Origin of the sequence: Bradyrhizobium stylosanthis, from assembly GCF_001641335.1 — a bacterium.
Taxonomy (GTDB): domain Bacteria; phylum Pseudomonadota; class Alphaproteobacteria; order Rhizobiales; family Xanthobacteraceae; genus Bradyrhizobium; species Bradyrhizobium stylosanthis.
Window position 1 is genome coordinate 171,843 of sequence record NZ_LVEM01000004.1, and the last position, 21,289, is coordinate 193,131.

A 21,289-nucleotide genomic window follows, 5' to 3' on the forward strand; every position below is an offset into this window, starting at 1 on the left:
GATTGTCGCATCAAGATCGAAACAGGCGGGCGCCAAGCCTTTGTCTGAACAAGATTTGCCTTTGGAGGGCGTTCCGAGATGGCCGAACCGCAGCGCGCGCGACCGAAACCGACGCCGGAAACCCAGCATTTCTGGGACGGCACGCAGGCGGGCGAGCTGCGCCTGCAGCGCTGCGACGCCTGCGCGCATGTCTATTTCCCGCCGCGCCCGTTCTGCCCCTCCTGCGCCTCGCGCAAGGTCAGCATCTTCAAGGCGAGTGGCAAGGGCTTCCTCTACAGTTACGTGATCAACCACCGCCCCGCCGCGCCCGGCTTCACGCCGCCTTACGCGATCGCCGTGGTCGAGCTTGCCGAGGGACCGCGGATGATGAGCAACATCATCGACTGCCCGCAGACGCCGGAGGCGCTCGAGCTCGACATGAAGCTCGAGGTCGCCTTCGAGAAGCTCGACGACAAGATCACCCTCCCCGTGTTCCGTCCGGCGAAGGGATAAGGCCATGCGCAGGAACCAGGTTGCCGTCGTCGGCGCGGCCGAGACCACCGAGCTCGGCGTCATTCCCAATATGTCGCAGCTCCAGCTCCATGCGGACGCCGCGCTCAACGCCATTGCGGATGCCGGGCTGAAGCTGTCCGACATCGACGGCTTCGCCACCGCGGTCGAAACGCCGCAGCAGGTCTGCCACTATCTCGGCATCAAGCCGACCTGGGTGGACGGCACCTCGGTCGGCGGCTGCTCCTTCATGCTGCACGTCCGCCATGCCGCCGCGGCGATCGAGGCCGGCCTGTGCAAGACGGTGCTGATCACCCATGCCGAGAGCGGCAAGTCGATGATCGGCAAGCAGCCGCGCTTCACAGCGGCGGACAGCCTCAACGGCCAGTTCGAGGCGCCCTACGGCGTCTACGGCCCACCCAGCATGTTCCCGATCCCCGTGCTGCGCTTCATGAAGACCTACGGCATCACCCATGAGCAGCTCGCCTCGGTGGCGGTGGTGCAGCGGGAATGGGCGGCGAAAAATCCGCGGGCGATGATGAAGGACCCGATCACGGTTGCGGACGTCCTCAACTCGCGCATGATCGCCTATCCGTTCCGCCTCTTGCAGTGCTGCCTCGTCACCGACGGCGGCGGCGCGCTGATCCTGACCTCGGCGGACCGCGCCAAGGATTTTCCGAGGAAGCCCGTCTACATCATGGGCACCGGCGAGAGCGTCGAGACGCCGATGGTCAGCCAGATGGAGACGTTCAACTCCTCGCGCGCGTTCAAGACCGCGGGGCCGCTGGCCTTCAAGGAAGCCGGCATCGCCCACAAGGACGTCGATCATCTCATGATCTACGACGCGTTTGCGCATCTGCCGCTGTTCGGCCTCGGCGACCTCGGCTTCATGCCGCATGAGGAGACCGGCAGGTTCATCGCGGACGGCAACACGCGGCCCGGCGGCAAGCTGCCGCTCAACACCAATGGCGGCGGATTGTCCTACATGCATTCCGGCATGTATGGCATGTACGCGCTCCAGGAGAGCGTGCGCCAGATGCGCGGCATCGCACCGGCGCAGGTGCCGAATGCGAAGATTTCGGTGTGCCACGGCGTCGGCGGCATGTTCGCCGCGAGCGGCACGATCGTGTTTACGAACGAGAGGTAAGGCGGCGCGGCAATCAGCCGTCATTGCCGGGCTCGACCCGGCAATCCATCCTCTTCTGAAGATGGATGCGCGGGTCAAGCCCGCATGACAAGTTGAGTTAGCCGCGGCGGCAGAGACAACATAGAGAGGCCAACATGAGCAAATCACTGCAAGACAAGGTCATCATCGTCACCGGCGCTGGCCGCGGCATCGGGCGCGAGATCGCGCTGCTCTGCGCGGCGGAAGGCGCCAAGGTTGTCGTCAACGATCCCGGCGGGGCCGCCGACGGCGCCGGCTCGAGCGCGACGCCTGCCGAGGAAGTGGTCGAGGAGATCAAGAAGCGCGGCGGCATCGCCGTGCCGAACTTCGAGTCGGTGGCGGAAGCCGTTCCCGCCAGCAAGATCGTGAAGACCGCGACCGACCATTTCGGCCGGCTCGACGGCGTCGTCAACAATGCCGGCATCCTGCGCGACATGATCTTCCACAAGATGAGCGTGGAAGCCTTCGAGGCCGTCATCAAGGTTCACCTGATGGGCTCGTTCTATGTCAGCCATGCCGCGGCGCGCATCTTCCGGGAGCAGGAGTCGGGCTCGTTCGTGCACTTCACCTCGACCTCCGGCCTGATCGGCAATTTCGGCCAGGCCAACTATGCCGCGGCCAAGCTCGGCATCATCGGTCTGTCGAAGTCGATCGCACTCGACATGGGCCGCTTCAACGTCCGCTCCAACTGCGTCTCGCCGTTCGCCTGGACCCGCATGATCGGCACCATCCCGACCGAGACCGAGGCCGAGAAGGCACGCGTCGAGAAGATCAAGCAGATGGGACCGGAGAAGATCGCGCCGATCTGCGCTTACCTGCTCTCCGATGCCGCCAAGGACGTCAGCGGCCAGATCTTCGGCGCGCGCATGAACGAGTTGTTCCTGTTCAGCCAGAACCGCCCGCTGCGCTCGGTGCACCGGAGCGAGGGCTGGACTCCGCAATCGATCGCTGAGCACGGCATGCCGGCGCTGAAGGGCTCGTTCTACAAGCTCGACCGTTCCGCCGACATCTTCCCCTGGGATCCCGTGTAGGGATCCCGTCTAGCCGCAATTCCGGCATTCCTGCCCTGCGATCTCCGGTTGTCTTAACCGGAGATTGCTCCGCTTTACGCCCGAATGCGGGCGGATGGTGTCCTCCCAACAAAATCTTGGGAGGAAACCATGACAAGAATACTGACCAACTCCGACGATACCACTGACAGCGGCGGTCTCGGCCGCCGCACACTGCTCAAGGGCGCCGCGACTGTCGCCGCAACCGCCCTGCTCGCCTCGCGCGCCAACGCCCGCGACTTCGGCACCAATGCCGAGCCGCAGCGCTACCCCGACCCCGACATCGTCGTCATCGATCCCAAGCGCTTCAAGGCCAAGGTCGGCAACACCGCCATCAAACGGCTCTATACCGGCTGCCTCTGGGCGGAGGGACCGGCGTGGAATGCGCAGGGACAATATCTCGTCTGGAGCGACATCCCGGCCAACCGGCAGCTGCGCTATCTCGACGACGACGGCCACATCTCCGAGCAGTTCCACAAGCCGTCGAACGAGGCCAACGGCAATTCGTTCGACACCGAGGGACGCCAGATCAGCGCCGAGCGCACCCGCCTCGTCCGCTACGAGCACGACGGCGCGGTGACGACGCTGGCCGAGCAGGCGAACGGCAAGCCGCTCAACGGACCGAACGACATGGTGGTGCATCCCAACGACAAGGCGATCTGGTTCACCGATCCCGGCTATGGCGCGATCAGCATCTACGAGGGCAAGCTCGCCAACACCGGCTCGCTGCAGCCGCACCAGAAGGAAGCCGTCTATCGTCTCGACACCCAGACGGGGCAACTCGCGAAGGTCGCCGACGAGCCGTTCAAGCCGAACGGCATCGCGTTCAGCCACGACTACAAGAAGCTCTATGTCTGCGACACCGGCATCACGCACTACCCGCAGGCGGAGAACGTGGTGTGGTCCTACGACATCGACGGGGCAAAACTGTCGAACCCGAAGAAGCTGATCGACATGAAGCTCGAGGGCAAGTCAGGCTTCCCCGACGGATTGCGGGTCGACACCGAGGGCAACATCTGGGTCGGTGCCGGCTGGGTCGGTCCCGGTTATGACGGCGTGCAGGTGTTCGCACCGAACGACGGCGCGCGTATCGGGCAGATCCTGCTGCCGGAGACCTGCGCCAATGTCTGCTTCGGCGGCAGGAAGCGCAATCGGCTGTTCATGACCGCGAGCCAGTCGCTCTATGCGGTCTATGTGGAGACGCAGGGCGCGCATTTCTGTTGAGGGCCCGCCCTGTCACCACGCGTCATGGCCGGGCTTGTCCCGGCCATCCACGTGCTTGAAGCACGGCACGAAGAACGTGGATGCCCGGGACAAGCCCGGGCATGACGGCTGTGGCGACAGCGTCGTCCTACCCCGTATTCCGCAGCCCCGCCGAAATCCCGTTGATCGTGAGCTGAATCCCGCGCAGCACCTGCTCGTCCGGGTTCTGCGCCCGGTGCTCTTTCAAGAGCTCGACCTGCACGTGGTTGAGCGGATCGAGATAGGGGAAGCGGTGGCGCACCGAGCGCTCCAGCAGCGGATTGCCTTGCAGCAGCCGGTCCTGACCCATGATGTCGAGCAGCGTCTCGATGCAGGAATGCCATTCGCGGCGGATGCGGCCAAAAATCTTTTCGCGCAAGGCTTCGTCGGGCACGAGCTCGGCATAGCGCGAGGCGATCGCGATCGAGCTTTTGGCGAGCACCATGTCCATGTTGGACAGCAGCATGCGGAAGAACGGCCATTCCTTGTAGAGCTCTTTCAGGAACGGCATGCCCTGGTCGGGATGCGCCGCGATCCATTGCTCGACCGCGCTGCCGAAGCCGTACCAGCCCGGCAGCATCAGGCGGCATTGCGCCCAGGAGAACACCCAGGGAATCGCGCGCAAATCCTCGATGGCGCGGGTCTTCTTGCGCGAAGCCGGGCGGCTGCCGATGTTCAGCGTCGCGATCTCGTTGATGACGGTGGACGACCAGAAATAATCGACGAAGCCGTCGGTCTCGTAGACCAGGCCGCGATAGGCCTTGAAGGCGAGGTTCGACAATTCGTCCATCGCGGTCAGATATTCGCGGCGCGGCGCGCTCTGGCGCGGATGCAAGAGGCTCGCCTCCAGCGTCGCGGCGGCCAGGATCTCCAGATTGTTGCGGCCGACCTCGGCGTTGGAATATTTCGACGAGATGATCTCGCCCTGCTCGGTGATGCGGATCTGGCCGTTCACGGCGCCGCCAGGCTGGGCGATGATGGCGTCGTAGCTCGGACCGCCGCCGCGGCCGACCGAGCCGCCGCGGCCATGGAACAGGCGCAGCCGTACGCCATGGCGCTCGAACACCTCGACGAGGCCGATCTCGGCCTTGTAGAGCTCCCAGCCCGAGGTGACGAAGCCGCCGTCCTTGTTGCTGTCGGAATAGCCGAGCATGACCTCCTGCACACTGCCGCGGCTGTCGACGAGGCGGCGGTAATCGTGCAGCGACAGCATGCGGTCCATGATGCCGGATGAGGCCTGCAGATCCTCGATGGTCTCGAACAGCGGCACGACATTGATGGCACTGCGCCCGGAGGGATGAACGAGGCCGACCTCCTTCAGCAGCACGGCGACCTCGAGCATGTCGGACATGCCCTTGCACATCGAGATGATGCACTGGGGAATCGCATCCGAGCCGAACTTCGCATGCGCTTCCGCAGCGGCATGGAAGACGTTGAGCTCGCCCATGGTCTCGTCGCTGTACTTGACGAAGGGCGAGACCAGCGCGCGCGTCGAGCGCAGCTCGTTGGTGAGCAGCGAGATGCGCGCCTCTTCGCCGAGCGCGAGATAGGACATGCCGGGATTAGCGGCGTCCATCAGCTCGGCGATGGTGCGCTCATGCACGGCGGAATTCTGGCGGATGTCGAGCCGGGCCAGGTGGAAACCGAAGCAATCCACCGCACGCCGCAGCAGCCGCAGGCGGCCGCGGGCGATGACGCGGGCATTGTTGGAGATCAGCGAGCGGTGCAGCACGTCGAGATCGGCCTGCAGCTCCTTGACGCTCTCGTAGGGCCGGCCCCTGCCGACCGGCCGGCGGGTGATCTCGACCTCGAGCGCTTCAGCCGTCGCGGTGAGGCGCGCATAGATGCCGGAGACCGCGAGCCGGTAGGGCTCGCCGCTCCGGTGCGGCGAGGTGTCCGGCGAGCGCTCCGCGAGGTTACGCAGCTCTTCCGAGACGTCGGCGAGGTGCGCCGCGATCGACAGTTCCGAGCCGAGCACATGCAGCTCATTGAGATAGAACTGCATCACCCGGCTCGACTGCAGCCGCAGCGTGCCGCGCATGACGTCGGCGGTGACGAAGGGATTGCCGTCGCGGTCGCCGCCGATCCAGCTGCCCATGCGCAGGAACGAGGCGAGCTCGCTCGCGGCCTGCTCGCCGGCCTCCTCCAGCCGATCCTCCAGCACGTTGACCAGCCGCGGCACCTCGCGGAGGAAGGTGTAGTCGTAGAAGGACAGGCCGTTGGCGACCTCGTCCAGCACGGTGAGCTTGGTCCGGCGGAGCAGATTGGTCTGCCACAGCGTCAGCACCTCGCGGCGGAGCTGCTCGTCGCTGGCGGCGGCCTCCTCCGCGGTCAGCGCAACGCGCTCGCGGCGGTCGAGCAGGCCGGCGACCTCCATCTCGCGGTCCATCGTGCTCTTGCGGCGGACCTCGGTCGGGTGCGCGGTCAGCACCGGGCTGACCAGCGCGCTCCTGAAGAAATTGCGCAAGGCATCGGCGCCGATGCCTGCCGCCTTGGCATGGGCGAGCGTCTCGGCCAGCACGCCGGAGCCGCCGCCCTTGCCGGCGCGCATCTGGCGGATGTTGTTCTGGTCCTCGGCGATGTTGGCGAGGTGGGAGAAATAGCTGAAGGCGCGGACGATCCGCACCGTCTCCGAGGTCGACATGCTGTCGAGGATCTGTTCGAGCTCGCGGCGGGCGAGCCGGTCCTCGTCGCGGTGGAACCGGATCGAGGTCTGGCGGATGCGCTCGACCAGGTCGAACACATCGGCGCCCTCCTGGTCACGCACCGTGTCGCCCAGGATGCGCCCGAGCAGGCGGATATCGTCGCGCAACCGCGCATCCGCCTCCAGCGCCTGAACGTCCTCAGGGCGGTTGGAACGCTGTTCGGTGGCGTCGGACGGTACGGTCTGGAGGGACATCGGCTCGCTCCCTGGTTCGAGCGCTCTACGGCTCCCCGGTCCCAGGAGTGTGCGATATTTTTCTACCGCAGTGCAAGATGAACTTGGGGGCGGCGCACAGTGCCGCCGCCCCTCGTGTCCCGGACGCGCTGCAACGCCCTTAGCGTGTCGAAGACGCGCGTGAACGCGCTTATGGCGTTGCTGCGCTGAGCCGGGACCCAGAAAGCCACACGGCAAGATCCGGAGAGATGGGCCCCGGCTCTGCAGCGCACCGTCAAAGAGACGCTGCGCTGCGTCCGGGGCACGAAAATATGACCAGAGCCATCAACAAACATGCCTTCGCGCTCTCGCGGCGCAGGCGCCCGAAGCTGTGCTGTCCGTTTCCCCCTTATCGAGAACAGAGGGCGCAGGGAAGGCCGGGCGCCGGCTGGCACCCAGGATCCGCACGCGAGAAACGCACGCGGGGTGACCACAGGTGACGCCGGGACATCCCGGCCTTCCCTGCGCAATGGTTTTACGGCTTATGGCGCGCTCTCCCCGGGAAGCGATGCACTATTGCCCCCGTCGCCTTGCGGATGATCGATGCGCGCGCCCGGTCGGGCCGCTCACCACCGCAAGCCTTGACGCACAGACCCCGGGCGTCAGGACCACACGCTTTTACCGTCCGCGGACGTTCCTCCCGAAACATCCGGAAGCTCGCGCGTGCTCGCCCCCGAAGCCAAAAGGAAACGCTGTGACAGCGCCGTGTCGTTCGCGGATGATGGATGGCTCACGGGGCTCGCCCGCCCTGCCATCCCGCCCCGCGCCGGCGCTGCCGCGTCCATCGCATCCCGGCCTACGTATCGTGACGATCGCGAAACGTCCCTTTGACGGGCCGGGATGGAATGCGGTTTACCCGAAACCGAGAATTCGGTCAATCAGAATATTTTGCACTGAAGCCCCTTGACCTGCATGTGGCTGGTTTGCCCGTCGGATGGCGCGGGAATGGTGGGCGTAAGGCGCGGCCTTACCGAGGCTTTAGCGACTGGGCGACAGCCTCCCAGAAGGCTTGTTCATCCATGTCGCCCCTGACTCTGGCTTGTTCTGCAAGTTGCATCGCATATGGCCCAGCGACATTCGCGCCATGACGCGCCCCAAGCTCATGTGCGGCCCGCGACACTTCTACATAATCAATCTTGCCCATCAAAGCGTCCCAATAGCGAAGGGACATTAGCACATATCGGGGCAGTGGTGGCCTATTGCACTTTCCCTTCGGGTCACAAGGGCGTCGCGGCCGTGTCCGTCGTTGGTCCGTTAACGCTCCGCAAGGCGAAGTCAAGGCGTAGGATGGGTTGAGCCCTTGCGAAACCCATCATGCCTCGTCATAGGCGGAGAGATTGATGAGTTTCGCTGGCGCTCTATCCATCCCACTTTGCAATGCGTCACAAACGGTCCACACCGCGATGCCTGCGGTAAGTCAGCAACGGCACACCAACAAACTCGTGACCAGGTGCGGTCTGCTCGCGGAAACGGATGTAAGCGGCGGCATTCTCGATACGTGCGGGGAACATCACGACGTTAACCCTGCCGGCAAATGTTTCGTCGTGAGTCGGGCAGCCGCCGACAAGTCGCCTTATTGGAGCCGAGGATTATCAGCGGCACTAACCTAGGTTAGAGGCGCATTATGCTGAGAATGGCGTTGTTGGGCCTCCTTATCCTGTTGAGTGTAGGGATGCTGTCAGCAATGGAGCTGAGAGCTCCATCGCGTCGCGCAGCCGCGATCGTCCAGCCGCTTGCCGAGCAAAACGCAGGCATTTCTGCTTCACATGACGCCTTGGCGAAGGCCGATCGCCTCGAAGTTGTCGCTGCGAGCAGCGAGATGCCGACACAGGTCGAAGACCGCGTTGCTCCGCTAGAAGACAGCCATATCGTTTCGTCCGAGCCGGAGCCGATCGTCCGTCATCGGCACAATCAGAAGAAGATCGCGACCGCTGAACGTCCCAAGCCGAAGAAGGCAACCGTTATCAAACGAACTGCCAATTTCCAGCGTTCAAAGCCGGTCAGCGATATCGAGCCCTGCCGGCTCAAGGCGTTTGGTGGCTTGCGCAGAGCATTGAATTTGACCGATTGCGAAATCTGAGGACACTCCTGGCAGGGCAGATCGAACGTTCTTGTTCCGCCGTAGCGCGTAGGATGGGTTGAGCCCTTGCGAAACCCATCATTGTTTCGTCATCGGCGAACGGCTTGATGGGTTTCGCTTACGCTCTACCCATCCTACATCCCGCGAATTTCACGAAGATATGGCGGGCCGGCGAGGTGTCCGCGCTTGCCTCATCCGGCATAGCGCCGGTAGAGCACGACGATGACCGCGAGCACCGTCCCGGCATAAATCACCTGCGCTGCGTGATCCAAAACGACAGCGGCGCGCTTTCGGCCGGCGTCCCGAAGTTTTTCATGTTTGTAGCCCGCCAACATCGTCATCAGGCATAGCACGAAGAAAATGTAGAACATCTCTTCGACGACCACCGTGTACCCGACATCGCCGATCTGTCCGTTCACCGCCACGAGCAGCACCGCGCTCGCCAGGATCGAGGTCACCGGAATCGTCACGCGTTCACGAAACATAGTTTCGGGAAAGAACAGCGTGGCGAATACGACGAGCACGAGCAGAAACAGCGGCAGCAGGTTCTTCAGCATGTAGATGGCGGAGGTGCGGCGCAACGTGATGACCGCATTGAAGCCGGCAAACTCCATACTTGCCTCGGCACCAAACAAAGACGCCCTTCCGAGCGTCGATCCGGTGGACAGGGAATCGACGAAATAGCTCAGTCCGATAAATCGCCAGAGCTGAAGTCCGGAATAGGCCCCGTCCTCGGCCCGCGAGTTTCCATCGTCGGCGAGGCGTAAGCCGAACCGATCGATGACGTAGGTGATGAGTTCCCGACGCTGTTCCGTGTTCTGGAGATGTAGGCGCAGTTGCTGCGTGTCGAATGGATAGTCATGGAGATCGAAACGAGCCTTGAAATCGCTGCTGATACGATAGAGCCGATAGCTCAGGCCGTCTTCTCGGCCAGCCTGAATTGGCTGAGCCGGATCGAACGCCCCGCGATCCGCCAAGGCCGGAAATTCGACATGGGTCTGCGCCTCATCGTCGCCGGCGAACCGCATCCAAAGATAGAAGTCGACGCTGAACGAATTCTGTCTCACGTCGATCCGGGTGACGCGAACAATGTCGATGCCGGTATAAACGACGCGCTGTATCCAGTAGTGTCGGTCGCCGAACATGACAACATGACCCGCCTCTCGTTCCGCGGCGAGATCGATTCCATAGGGCTGATCGATGGGCACGAGTTGCAGCGGCGCAGTGACGAACAAACCGTAACGGAAGAAACCCAGTCGGATCGGGCGCGGAATGTCGCGGTTCGCGTTGAAATAGAGCCGCCCAGTCAGCCCGACGACCGCCGATTTCGGACTGTCGATCGCGGCGAGCGCGACGCGCACGCGGTCGCGATCTGCAACCTTGCTGTCGGATCGTTTCTGGATCCCCTGCCCCATGAACCGGGGATGGACGGCAGCTCGTTTCAGCGCATCGATCATCAGACGCGCAGCGTCATACGAGCCGCCGGCAACCCAGCTTGGCGAGGTTCCCGCTTTCGCTTTGTAGTCGGCGGCAAAGACCTGCGCTGCCACGCCGGCACTGTCGAACATCAGCGAGGAAGCAGCATACAGATTGTCGCTAAAGAAACCGGGATGCGCTTTTTCCTCGGGCTCATTGGCGAAATTCTGCAAATAACTTTCGCGTGCCGCGGCTTGGGATGCAATGATCGTTCCCTTGATACCGCGGCGGCGGAGCGCCTTGACGATGTCTGCGCTAAAATCGGTTGCCGCGCCGACGACGATAACGGCGGGCCCGGACTCCTGCGCGGCAGAGTCCAGCGCCTCATCCGTCGATCCGATCTGACCGGCTGCGACGTCCAGTCCGAACACACGCAACTGCTCCGCCGGATAGGCCGTCGCAAATCCACGCTCAAAACTCTTGCCGTAGGAATCGCGCGTGTGAACGAGACGGACTTTTGGCTCCTTCATCACGGCGCGCAGATGTTCCGCGATCGAGCGCGCCTGCACAGAGACCGGCGACAGCGCACGAAAATAATAGTCACTGCCGGATGTCAGCTCGTCGGCAGCCGAGCTTCCCGTGAGTGCCGGTATCCGCGCATCCTTGTATACCGGCGCTGCCGCGAGCGACGCGGAGCTGAGGTAGTGTCCGAGCACAGCGACGCACGGGCTGTCGGCAATCGCCTGCGCATTCGCGCGCGCCACGGCTGGATTGCTTGCGTCGTCGAACAGAACGAGCTCAATCGGCCGTCCGTTGACACCCCCCTTGGCGTTCACCTCGTCGATTGCAAGCTGCGTCGCGACCAGGCTTTCCGTCCCGGTCGCGGCGGACGGGCCAGAGAGCGAATTGGCGAATGCGATGCGAACAGGCTCCGGGCGGGTCCAGAGGACGGCGGCCCACGCGACGGCGAGCACCAGCACGACGCCCGCAACAACGGCAAGCCACATCGTAAGCCGCGGCTTCATGGTCGATCCTCGCATCGATCGGCATAAGCCGAGATTCTCCAGATCGAGACCTCAATCAGGCCGAGATTGCCGCCGCTGGGAGCACTTTTCAAGCGCGCAGGATGGGTAGAGCCCTTGCGAAACCCATCCTTGTTTCGTCATCGGCGGACGGTTTGATGGGTTTCGCTTACGCTCTACCCATCCTGCGAGCTCGACTAGGGACGCGCTTAAACCAATGTCATGATCTCTCTCTTGGGCACAAGCCGCAGCCGAAGAAAGGCCGCTCCCCGATGCAGCGGCTCCCGGATTGCGCTGCGCTCCATCCGGGCTACGCATTGCGCGAAGGACGGAGTAATCAGGCCGGCACAATCACCTTGCCGATCGGCCACAGCGCGATGCCGGCGAGCTTGAGATGGGCCCAGGCGAAGGGGATGCCGATGATGGTGACCGCCAGAACCAGCGCAGTCAGAAGGTGGCCGAGCGCCAGCCACCAGCCGGCGAGCACGAACCAGATGATATTGCCGATCACCCCGAGGGGGCCGGTGCCGATATCCTCGACACCGGTGACATCGTAGCGATTGACCGCGCGCGAGCCGAACGGCAGCAGCGTGTAGACGGCGATGTTGAACGCCGCCCGCGCCCAGGGCAGGCCGATGATGGTGACGGCCATGATGACCGCGGCGATCACCCAGCCAAACGCCATCCAGGCGCCGCCGATGAGGATCCAGAGGATGTTGAGCAGGATGGAAACGGGGGTCATGGCATGATCCGGAGGTCAGTGACCCCGTCAATATAGGCACGAAATCTGTCTCTGCTAAGACGGCGCAGCCCGGATGGAGCGCATATCGCGCTTTCCGCGAGCGGAGCGCGCGCCTCGTCCTTCGAGACGACCGCTTTCAGCGGTCTCCCCAGGATGAGGCTAAGCAGCATTGGCGCCCGTCGAAACTGGTGCCGCGCACCAGGTCTTCATCCTGAGGGTCCGCCGACGGCGGGCGTCTCGAAGGATGGCCGCCGGCGAAATCGCTCCCACGGCGATTGCCCTGGGGCTACGCACAACCGGCTACCGTCCCTCGAATTTCGGCTCGCGCTTCTCCATGAACGCCTTCATGCCTTCGGCCATGTCCTGGGTTTTGAACAGCGGCAGGAGCTGGAGATAGACGTGGTGGACGTGGTCGTGGAAGTTTTCGTTGAGGCCCATCCGCATCATGCGCTTGGAGGCCTGCACGGCCAGCGGCGCGTTGGCGGCGATCTCGCGGGCGATCGCATTGGCGCGGGTCATCAGCTCGGCGTCCGGCACGACCTCGTTGGCGAGGCCCCATTCGAGGCATTCGCGCGCGCTGAGCGTGCGGCCGGTGAAGATCAGCTCGGAAGCCTTGGCCCAGCCGAGCATGCGCGGCAGCAGCCAGGTGCCGCCGGATTCCGGCACGACGCCGCGCTTGACGAAGGCGGCGGCGAGCTTCGAGGACTCCGCCATGATGCGGATGTCGCAGCCGAGCGCGGTGTCCATGCCGTAGCCGGCCGCGCCGCCATTGACGGCGCAGATCGTCGGCTTGTCCATCGCCTGCAACACGGTCGGCGGGGTGTTGCGGAGATTGATCGTGGTCGGCGAGGACGCCGCGCTGAGGCCGTTGCCGTCGCGCTCCTTGCGCAGGTCGAGGCCGGCGCAGAACGCCCTGCCCTTGCCGGTGAGGATGACGACGCGGACGTTCCTGTCCTCGTTGGCCTCGGTCAGGAGGCGCGCGAGATCGTTCAGCATCGGACCGGAGATGGTGTTCATGCGCTCCGGCGCGTTCAGGGTGATGGTCGCGATGTGGTCGGCGACCGTGTAGAGGACTTCTTTCGCGGCGTCGGTCATGAATGTGTCTCCCTGTCCCCTATCTGGTAGGGTGGGCAAAGGCGCGCTTGCGCCGTGCCCACCACCTGTCTCCGTAAGCAAATTTGGTGGGCACGCTTCGCTTTGCCCACCCTACGGCACCTTCTCAAATCTTCCGCCCGGCCTGCTCCCAATAGGGATCGCGCAGGCGACGCTTGAAGATCTTGCCGGAATCTTCGCGCGGCAATCCGCTGCGGATCTCGATGTGCTTGGGCACCTTGTAATCGGCGAGCGAGGCCTTCAAGCGCGCACGGACATCGGCGGCGTCGAGCGTGATGCCGGATTGCGGCTCGACCACGGCCATCAGCGCCTCGCCGAACTCGGCGTCGGGGATGCCGAACACGGCGCAATCATGCACGCCGGGCACGGCGTGCAGCACGGACTCGATCTCGGCCGGGTAGATGTTGACGCCGCCCGAGATCACCATGTCGCGCTTGCGGTCGCAGATGAAGACATAGCCGTCCTCGTCGATATAACCGACATCGCCGGAGGTGATGAAGCCGTCGCGGTCGATCTCGGCGCGCTTCTCCGGCTTGTTGTGGTAGGTGAAATCGGCCATCTCGGCCATGCGCGAGTAGATCTCGCCGATCTCGCCGACGCCGAGCACGCGTCCGTCCTCGCCGATGAAGCGCAGCTCGGCGCCGGGCGATATCTTGCCGACCGTGCCGGGCTTCTTCAGCGCGTCCTCCGAGGTCGCGAAGGTGACGGCGCTGGATTCGGTCGAGCCGTAGAATTCGTAGATCACCGGCCCCCACCATTCGATCATGGCGCGCTTGACGTCGGCCGGGCACGGCGCGGCGGCGTGGATGATGTGGCGCAGCGACGAGACGTCGTACTTTTTGCGTACCGCCTCCGGCAGCTTCATCAGGCGGATGAACATGGTCGGCACCATGAAGATGGTGTCGATCCTGTAGCGCTCGATCAGCTCCAGGAATTCTTCGGCCTCGAAGCGCGGCATCAGCACCAGCACGCCTCCGAGCTTGCCGGCGCGGATGCCGAAGGAGTTCGGCGCGGAATGATAGAGCGGGCCCGGCAGGATTGCGCGGGCGCCGGGCTTGAGCCCGTAGATCATCGCGCGCATGCGCTCGCCGGCGGCCTGCTGATCCGGCGTCGGCGCATTGCGGCGCACGCCCTTGGGATGGCCGGTGGTGCCTGACGTGTAGATCATGTTCATCGGCTGCGGCACGACCGGGCCGTCATAGGGCTGGAATTGCGCGAGCCAGGATTCGAGATCGGTCGCGAAGTCCGGTGTCGCCAGATGGTCGGGGTCGATCTTGTAATTCGACAGGATCTCCGGCGGCGTCGGCACGCTGAGTACCGTGACGCCCGCGGGGATCGCATCGCGCAGGGCATGCAGCATATCGGCGTGTCCGATCAGGACGGACGTGCCGGTGTCGTTCAGGATGTAGTTGATCTCCTCCGGCTTGAAGTGCCAGTTGATGGGCACGCCATAGGCCCCGAGGCGCATCGCAGCGTAGGCGGCCTCCAGGAAGGCGATGTCGTTGCGCATCAGCATACAGACGCAATCGCCCTGGCGCACGCCGATCCTGGCGAGGCCGGACGCGATGCGGTCGGCACGATCGGCGACCTCGGCGTGGGAACGGCGGCGCTCGCCGGAGACGATGCCGAGGAAAGGGGACGTTTCGCTCATTTTTGTTTTTCTTTGTTGTTCAGCGGCGGTGTTCGTTGGTCGTCATCACCGGGCTTGTCCCGGTGATCCACGTTCTTGCTCGTCGCTTGCATCAAGAACGTGGATGGCCGGGACATCTTGCGCCAAGACGCGTTTCGCGCTTTTGCCCGGCCATGACGGAGAGACAATCAATCCGCATATTTCGCCGCGCGCTTCTCCAGATTGGAGCGCACGGCCTCGGTCTGGTTCGCACTGCCGATCAGCTTCTGCTGCTCGACGGACTCCGCGAGCAGCGCGGGGCCGGGATCGACCGAGAGGTTGTTCAGCAGGCGCTTGGCGGCGCGGATCGCATCGGGGCTCTTGCCCGCGATCTCGCGCGCGACTTCGAGCGCGGCCGCGCGCGGATCATCGCAGATGCGCGTCGCGAGGCCGTAAGCCATCGCCTCCTGCGCGGAGAAGATGCGGCCGGTATAGGTGAGATCGCGCAGGATGTCGTCGCGCACCAGCGAAGCCAGGATCGGCGTGCCCGCCATGTCAGGCACGAGGCCCCATTTGATCTCCATGATCGACATCCGCGCATCGGCGCTGAGGAAACGCATGTCGGCGCCGAGCGAGAGCTGGAAGCCGCCGCCGAAGGCAACGCCATGCACGGCGGCGATCACCGGCACCGGAAGCTGACGCCATCCCCATACCGCTTGCTGTGGAAAGTTTGCCTGCCCATGCGTGCGCTTGGTGAGATCGCGATTTTCGCCACCCGGAATTCCGTTGCCGCCCTTCTCCTTCATGGCGGCAAAACGCCCCATGTCGAGACCGGCGCAGAAGGCGCGGCCCTCGCCGGAGAGCACGACGGCGCGCACGCCTTTTTCCTTCGAAAGCCGCTCGGTTGCCGCGACAAGAGCCTCGAACATGGCCTGATCGAGCGCATTCATCTTGTCGGCGCGCACCAGGCGCACGTCGGCGACGCCTTCCGAGATCGAAATCGAGACGCGCTCTTCCATGGATGAATTCTCCCCTGTTCTTGTTCGGTGCCGCTTTACAGAAAGACGGCGGCCGGATTTAGTCAATCGACCAATTAACTGACAATCCGTACGGGAGAAACAGCCATGTTCAAGGAAAATCTTCTGGCTGGGCGGCGCATTCTCGTGACCGGCGGCGGCACCGGGCTCGGCAAATCGATGGCGGCGCGCTTCCTCCAGCTCGGCGCCGAGGTGCATATCTGCGGCCGGCGCAAGATCGTGTGTGACGAGACCGCGACCGAGCTGATGGCGGAGTATGGCGGCCGCGTCACCAGCCACGGCGTCGACATCCGCAACGCGCTCGCGGTCGAGGAGATGGTCGAGAACATCTTCCGCGAGGCGCCCCTCACCGATCTCATCAACAACGCCGCCGGCAATTTCATCTCTCGCAGCGAGGAGCTGTCGCCGCGCGGCTTCGATGCCGTCGCCAACATCGTCATGCACGGCACGTTCTACGTGACGCAGGCGATCGGCAAACGCTGGATCGCCCTAAAGCAGCCCGGCAACGTCGTCTCGATCACGGTGACCTGGGTGCGCAACGGCTCGCCCTATGTGGTGCCGTCGGCGATGAGCAAATCGGCGATCCACGCCATGACGATGTCGCTCGCGACCGAATGGGGCCGCTACGGCATCCGCCTCAACACCATCGCGCCGGGCGAGATCCCGACCGAGGGCATGAGCAAGCGCATCAAGCCCGGCGACGAAGCCGGCGCGCGCACGAAGGCGATGAACCCGATGGGCCGCGTCGGCACCATGGAGGAGCTGCAGAACCTCGCGGTGTTCCTGATCTCCGGCGGCTGCGACTGGATCAACGGCGAGACCATCGCCATGGACGGCGCACAGGCGCTCGCCATGGGCGGCAATTTCTACCAGCTCCGCGACTGGAGCGACGACGACTGGAAGACCGCGCGCGAGAGCATCATGGCGCAGAACGAGAAGGACCGCGCGAAGCGGGGGTGATTATTGTCGTCCTGGCGAAAGCCAGGACCCATTACCACCGAGTTTGGTTTGGCGAAGATTGGTCATGACCAGTCTTCGCCAGATTGCGTTGAGTGGTTATGGGTCCCGGCCCCCGTGCGCAATTGCGCACTAGGCCGGGACGACGGCGTTGAGAGATCTGCGCGCCCCTCCCCCACCTTGTCTTCACCCCAAGATGCCGCCACACTCCCCCGCATAAAAAGCAAGACACCCCGGGAGAGACATGTCCACATCACCGAAACTGGCTGACCTCACCGACATGGTGCGCGAGCGCGCGACGAGCCGCGGCAGTGCCATCGCCTATGAGTTCGAGGGCCGCGCCACCAGCTTTGCCGAGTTCGACACTAGGACCAACAAGGTGGCGAACGCCTTGATCGCGATGGGCGTGAAGAAAGGCGACCGCATCGCCTATCTCGGCAAGAACAGCGACCTCTATTTCGAACTGCTGATGGGCGCGATGAAGGCCGGTGTGGTGATGGCGCCGGTGAATTGGCGGCTCGCGGGGCCCGAGGTCGCCTTCATCGTCGCCGACTGCAAGGCGCCGGTGCTGTTCGCAGGGCCTGAGTTCATCACCCAGGTGCGCCAGATCAAGGACCAGCTTCCCGGCGTGCGCACGATCATCACCACGGAAGGCGGCGCGCCGGAATGGCAGGATTTTGCCGCGTGGCGCGACGCGCAGAGCGGCGAGGACCCGAGGGTGCCGATCGACACGAAGGACATCGCGATCCAGCTCTACACGTCGGGCACGACGGGCAAGCCGAAGGGCGCGATGCTGAGCCACGCGAATTTCCTCAACCTGGTGCAGACAGGCAATGCCGAGGACAAGCCGGAATGGAACCGGTGGTCCACGGACGACGTGTCGCTGGTCGCGATGCCGATCTTCCATATCGGCGGCTCCGGCTGGGGCGTGATGGGGCTCTATCACGGCGCCCGCGGCGTGATCGCGCGCGAATTCGATCCGACCAAGGTGCTGGACTTCTTCGAGCAATCCGGCATCACCAAGCTGTTCATGGTGCCGGCCGCGATGCAGTTCGTGGTGCGGCAGCCGCGCGCGAAGACGGTCGATTTCTCCAGGCTGAAATACATGCTGTACGGCGCCTCGCCGATCCCGGCGGCGCTGCTGAAGGAGTGCATCGAAATCTTCAAATGCGGCTTCGTGCAGATGTACGGCATGACCGAGACGACGGGCACCATCGTCGCGCTGCCGCCGGAGGATCACGTCGAGGGTCTGGAGCGGATGCGCTCCGCCGGCAAGGCGCTGCCGGGCGTCGAGATCGCTATCCTCGACGCCGACGGCAGGCCGCTGCCGCCGCGCGAGGTCGGCGAGATCGCGACGCGCTCGGGCTCCAACATGGCCGGCTACTGGAATCTGCCTGAAGCGACCGCCTCGACGCTGCGCGGCGACGGCTGGCTGCGCACCGGTGATGCCGGCTACATGGACGAGGACGGCTACCTCTACATCCACGACCGCATCAAGGACATGATCATCTCCGGCGGCGAGAACATCTACCCCGCCGAGGTCGAGAGCGCGCTGTGCGATCACCCTGACGTCGCCGAGGCCGCCGTGATTGGCGTGCCCGACGACAAATGGGGCGAGGCGGTGAAGGCCGTGGTGGTGATGAAGCCAGGCAAGGAAGCAACCGCCACCGACATCATCAACTTCACCCGCGAACGCATCGCCGGCTACAAGACGCCGAAGAGCGTGGAGTTCCTGCCGGCCCTGCCGCGCAATCCGAGCGGCAAGATCTTGCGGCGGCAGTTGCGCGAGCCGTACTGGGCGGGGAAGGACCGAAGGGTGAATTGATTAATCCGAAATCCTGCCGTGGTGACATTTCTGGATTGCTTCGCTGCGCTCGCAATGACGGTGTGGGAGCGGAAAGCGCGCCTCCCTCCACCGTCATTGCGAGGAGCCCTTGCGACGAAGCAATCCAGTGAATCGAGCGCGCAGTCCGTAGGATGGGTAGAGCGAAGCGAAACCCATCGTCTTCCTGCAATTGCGGGAGCATGATGGGTTTCGCTTCGCTCTACCCATCCAACCCAGCCGGTGGGAGTCGCTAATGCTTCCCCGGCCCCATATAGCCGAACAGGAACCCCGCCACCTTCCGCATCTGGATCTCCTCGCTGCCTTCCGTGATGCGGTAGCGGCGGTGGTGGCGGTAGATGTGCTCGAACGGCTTGTGGCGTGAATAGCCCATGCCGCCATGGACCTGCATGGCGCGGTCGGCGGATTCGCAGCAGAGGCGATTTGCCCAGTAGTTGCACATCGAGACGCGGTCGGAGAGCGTGCGCTCGATCTGTTCCTCGGTGAGCTGGTCCATCTCCCAGGCTGTCTTGCGGATCAACAGGCGCAACATCTCGGCTTGGGTGGCGAGCTCGACCAGAGGGAACTGGATCGCCTGGTTCTCGGCCAGCGCCCGGCCGAACGGCTTTCGCTCGCGCGCGTACTTCACGCTCTCGTTGATGCAGTAGACGGCGGCGCCCAACGAGCTTGCGGCCTGACGGATGCGGTTCTGGTGGACGAAACATTGCGCCAGCGACAGACCGCGGCCGACCTCGCCGAACAGCGCGTCTTCAGGCACGAACACGTCGGTGAAGCTGACGCGGGGATGGTCGGTCGGCATGTTGAAGGTCCACATGTATTCCTCGACCTTCACGCCGTGGCTCTTGGCGGGCACCAGGAAGCAGGTGATGCCGCGGGCATCGCCGTCATTGCCTGACGTACGCGCGAACAGCGCGCAGTGTGTCGCGACATGCATGCCGGTCGTCCACATCTTCTCGCCGTTGATGATCCAGCCCTTGACGTTGCCGCGGATCGCCGGCACCGCGCGCGTCTCCATGTGGGTCGCGTCCGAGCCGTGATGCGGTTCGGTCAGGCCGAAGGTGATGCGGTACTTGCCCTTGATCGAGCCGTCGATCATCGCTTTCTGGTCTTCGCGGCCGTAACGGTCGAGCATGGTGACGACAGGGAAATTGCCGACGACGGAGTGCTCGTTCTGCAGGTCATTGTGCAGGCCGAGGCCCTTCGCGGCAAAGTGCTCGCGGATCACGGCCATCCAGAGGTTGGAGCCGTCCTTGCCGCCATATTGCTTCGACACCGGAAAGCGCAGATGGCCGGCCGCGTCGGCGAGATCCTTGGCCTTGCGCAAAAGCTGCTCCCATTCGTGGCGCGGCAGGCCGCCATTCTCGAAATCGGTGCGCGCCCATTCGCGGCGATGGTCGAAGAAGCGGATGTTGTCGTCGGCTTGTTCGAGCGGCTTGATCTCGCGTTCGATGAAACGGTCGAGCTCTGCGAGATAGGCGACGAGATCGGCAGGCAATGAGAAATCCACAGGTTCTCTCCCGGATTGATTTTATCGTTTTGCGTTAAGGCGCTAGGCGCATTTTTGCTTCGCACGATTAAGGTGAGAAGAGCGCGGCCAAGTCAAGCAAGCCGAGACGTGCCGGCTATGCAAAGCGCACCAGCGCAATTCGATGGTGCTCTGACGCGGGCGCGCGGTAGTATGACGCCAATATTCCTTCACGAGAAAATGCGGGAGCGCGCGATGGAGCTGAAATTTTCCAAGGTGGAACGCAAGGGGCCGATCACGATCGTCACGCTGTCGCGGCCCGAGGTCTACAACGCGCTGCACACGGATGCGCATTTCGAGCTGCAGAAGGTGTTCGACGATTTCTCCGCCGATCCCGAGCAGTGGATCGCGATCGTCACCGGCAGCGGCGACAAGGCATTCTGCGCCGGCAATGATCTGAAGTGGCAGGCGGCGGGCGGCAAGCGCGGCTGGGACAAGGGCGGCTTTGCCGGCCTCACCTCGCGATTCGACTGCGACAAGCCGATCATCGCCGCGGTGAACGGCGTCGCGATGGGCGGCGGCTTCGAGATCGCGCTCGCCTGCGACCTGATCATCGCCTCGGAGAACGCGACCTTCGCCCTGCCCGAGCCCCGCGTGGGCCTCGCCGCACTCGCTGGCGGCCTGCACCGGCTGCCGCGCCAGATCGGGCTGAAGCGCGCCATGGGCATGATCCTCACCGCACGCCATGTCAGCGCCAAGGAAGGTCTCGAGCTTGGCTTCGTCAACGAGGTGGTGCCGCAGGGCGAAGCGTTGACGGCCGCGCTGCGCTGGGCGGAGCTGATCACCAAGAACTCGCCCATGTCGATCCGCGCATCCAAGCAGGCCATCCAGCGCGGCCTCGGCGTGTCGCTGGAGCAGGCGATCGGGGAGCAGCGCGACTATCCGGCCGTGCAAGCGATGGCGGCCTCGCAGGATTACATCGAGGGGCCGAAGGCGTTCTCGGAGAAGCGGCCGCCGAAATGGGTGGGGAAGTAGGCTTTCTCGGCACCCGTCATGGCCGGGCTCGTCCCGGCCATCCACGTCCTGACGCGCGATACGAAGAACGTGGATGCCCGGGACAAGCCCGGGCATGACGGCGGAGCG

General features: G+C 64.1%; 15 protein-coding genes. 8 read left to right on the top strand and 7 right to left on the bottom strand.

Translation table 11 applies throughout. The annotated features are described in order from the left end of the window. Positions 1–78: 78 nt before the first annotated feature. The 4 genes from A7X65_RS27315 to A7X65_RS27330 all read left to right on the top strand — a co-directional run bounded on the left by A7X65_RS27315 (position 79) and on the right by A7X65_RS27330 (position 3,927). Entirely contained in the window at positions 79–492 is a 414-nt protein-coding gene (locus A7X65_RS27315; protein ID WP_063691124.1) for a Zn-ribbon domain-containing OB-fold protein, read from the top strand. A 4-nt stretch (positions 493–496) separates the two neighbouring features. Further along, the gene (locus A7X65_RS27320) at positions 497–1,636 is read left to right on the top strand and encodes a thiolase C-terminal domain-containing protein (protein ID WP_063691126.1); all 1,140 of its coding nucleotides are present in this window, start codon (positions 497–499) and stop codon (positions 1,634–1,636) included. A 134-nt stretch (positions 1,637–1,770) separates the two neighbouring features. Then, positions 1,771–2,685 (top strand): SDR family oxidoreductase, encoded by a 915-nt coding sequence (locus tag A7X65_RS27325; protein WP_063691128.1) that lies wholly within the window; start codon positions 1,771–1,773, stop codon positions 2,683–2,685. Between the two features lie 129 nt (positions 2,686–2,814). Beyond that, the gene (locus A7X65_RS27330; protein ID WP_063691130.1) at positions 2,815–3,927 is read left to right on the top strand and encodes an SMP-30/gluconolactonase/LRE family protein; all 1,113 of its coding nucleotides are present in this window, start codon (positions 2,815–2,817) and stop codon (positions 3,925–3,927) included. A gap of 127 nt (positions 3,928–4,054) precedes the next feature. Here the strand turns inward: A7X65_RS27330 and ppc are convergent, their stop codons facing one another. Further along, positions 4,055–6,844 (bottom strand): phosphoenolpyruvate carboxylase, encoded by a 2,790-nt coding sequence (ppc, locus tag A7X65_RS27335; protein WP_063691131.1) that lies wholly within the window; start codon positions 6,842–6,844, stop codon positions 4,055–4,057. A 1,690-nt stretch (positions 6,845–8,534) separates the two neighbouring features. Here ppc and A7X65_RS27345 point away from each other — a divergent pair. Further along, positions 8,535–8,942 (top strand): hypothetical protein, encoded by a 408-nt coding sequence (locus A7X65_RS27345; protein WP_245323913.1) that lies wholly within the window; start codon positions 8,535–8,537, stop codon positions 8,940–8,942. Between the two features lie 191 nt (positions 8,943–9,133). Here A7X65_RS27345 and A7X65_RS27350 read toward each other — a convergent pair whose 3' ends face one another. From A7X65_RS27350 to A7X65_RS27370, 5 genes are all read right to left on the bottom strand, one after another. Continuing rightward, entirely contained in the window at positions 9,134–11,383 is a 2,250-nt protein-coding gene (locus A7X65_RS27350) for an ABC transporter substrate-binding protein (protein WP_063691137.1), read from the bottom strand. Positions 11,384–11,717: 334 nt separating this feature from the next. After that, entirely contained in the window at positions 11,718–12,122 is a 405-nt protein-coding gene (locus A7X65_RS27355) for a YccF domain-containing protein (RefSeq protein ID WP_063691139.1), read from the bottom strand. A gap of 300 nt (positions 12,123–12,422) precedes the next feature. After that, the gene (locus tag A7X65_RS27360; RefSeq protein WP_063691141.1) at positions 12,423–13,217 is read right to left on the bottom strand and encodes an enoyl-CoA hydratase/isomerase family protein; all 795 of its coding nucleotides are present in this window, start codon (positions 13,215–13,217) and stop codon (positions 12,423–12,425) included. A gap of 124 nt (positions 13,218–13,341) precedes the next feature. Next, positions 13,342–14,886 (bottom strand): acyl-CoA synthetase, encoded by a 1,545-nt coding sequence (locus tag A7X65_RS27365; protein ID WP_063691143.1) that lies wholly within the window; start codon positions 14,884–14,886, stop codon positions 13,342–13,344. Positions 14,887–15,053: 167 nt separating this feature from the next. Then, positions 15,054–15,863, bottom strand: a complete 810-nt coding sequence (locus A7X65_RS27370; protein WP_063691145.1) for a crotonase/enoyl-CoA hydratase family protein — start codon at positions 15,861–15,863, stop codon at positions 15,054–15,056. Between the two features lie 105 nt (positions 15,864–15,968). On the opposite strand from A7X65_RS27370, the gene A7X65_RS27375 reads away from it, so the two are divergent. Both A7X65_RS27375 and A7X65_RS27380 read left to right on the top strand, forming a co-directional pair. Beyond that, a complete protein-coding gene (locus tag A7X65_RS27375) occupies positions 15,969–16,841 on the top strand; it encodes an SDR family oxidoreductase (RefSeq protein ID WP_063691147.1) in 873 nt (290 codons plus the stop codon). A 241-nt stretch (positions 16,842–17,082) separates the two neighbouring features. Then, a complete protein-coding gene (locus A7X65_RS27380) occupies positions 17,083–18,663 on the top strand; it encodes a fatty acid--CoA ligase (RefSeq protein WP_063691149.1) in 1,581 nt (526 codons plus the stop codon). Between the two features lie 250 nt (positions 18,664–18,913). Here the strand turns inward: A7X65_RS27380 and A7X65_RS27385 are convergent, their stop codons facing one another. After that, positions 18,914–20,188 (bottom strand): acyl-CoA dehydrogenase family protein, encoded by a 1,275-nt coding sequence (locus A7X65_RS27385; RefSeq protein WP_063691151.1) that lies wholly within the window; start codon positions 20,186–20,188, stop codon positions 18,914–18,916. 213 nt (positions 20,189–20,401) lie between these two features. Here A7X65_RS27385 and A7X65_RS27390 point away from each other — a divergent pair, with 213 nt between their 5' ends. Continuing rightward, positions 20,402–21,181: an enoyl-CoA hydratase-related protein gene (locus A7X65_RS27390; RefSeq protein WP_063691152.1), complete on the top strand. Its 780-nt coding sequence runs from the start codon at positions 20,402–20,404 to the stop codon at positions 21,179–21,181. Positions 21,182–21,289 lie beyond the last annotated feature (108 nt).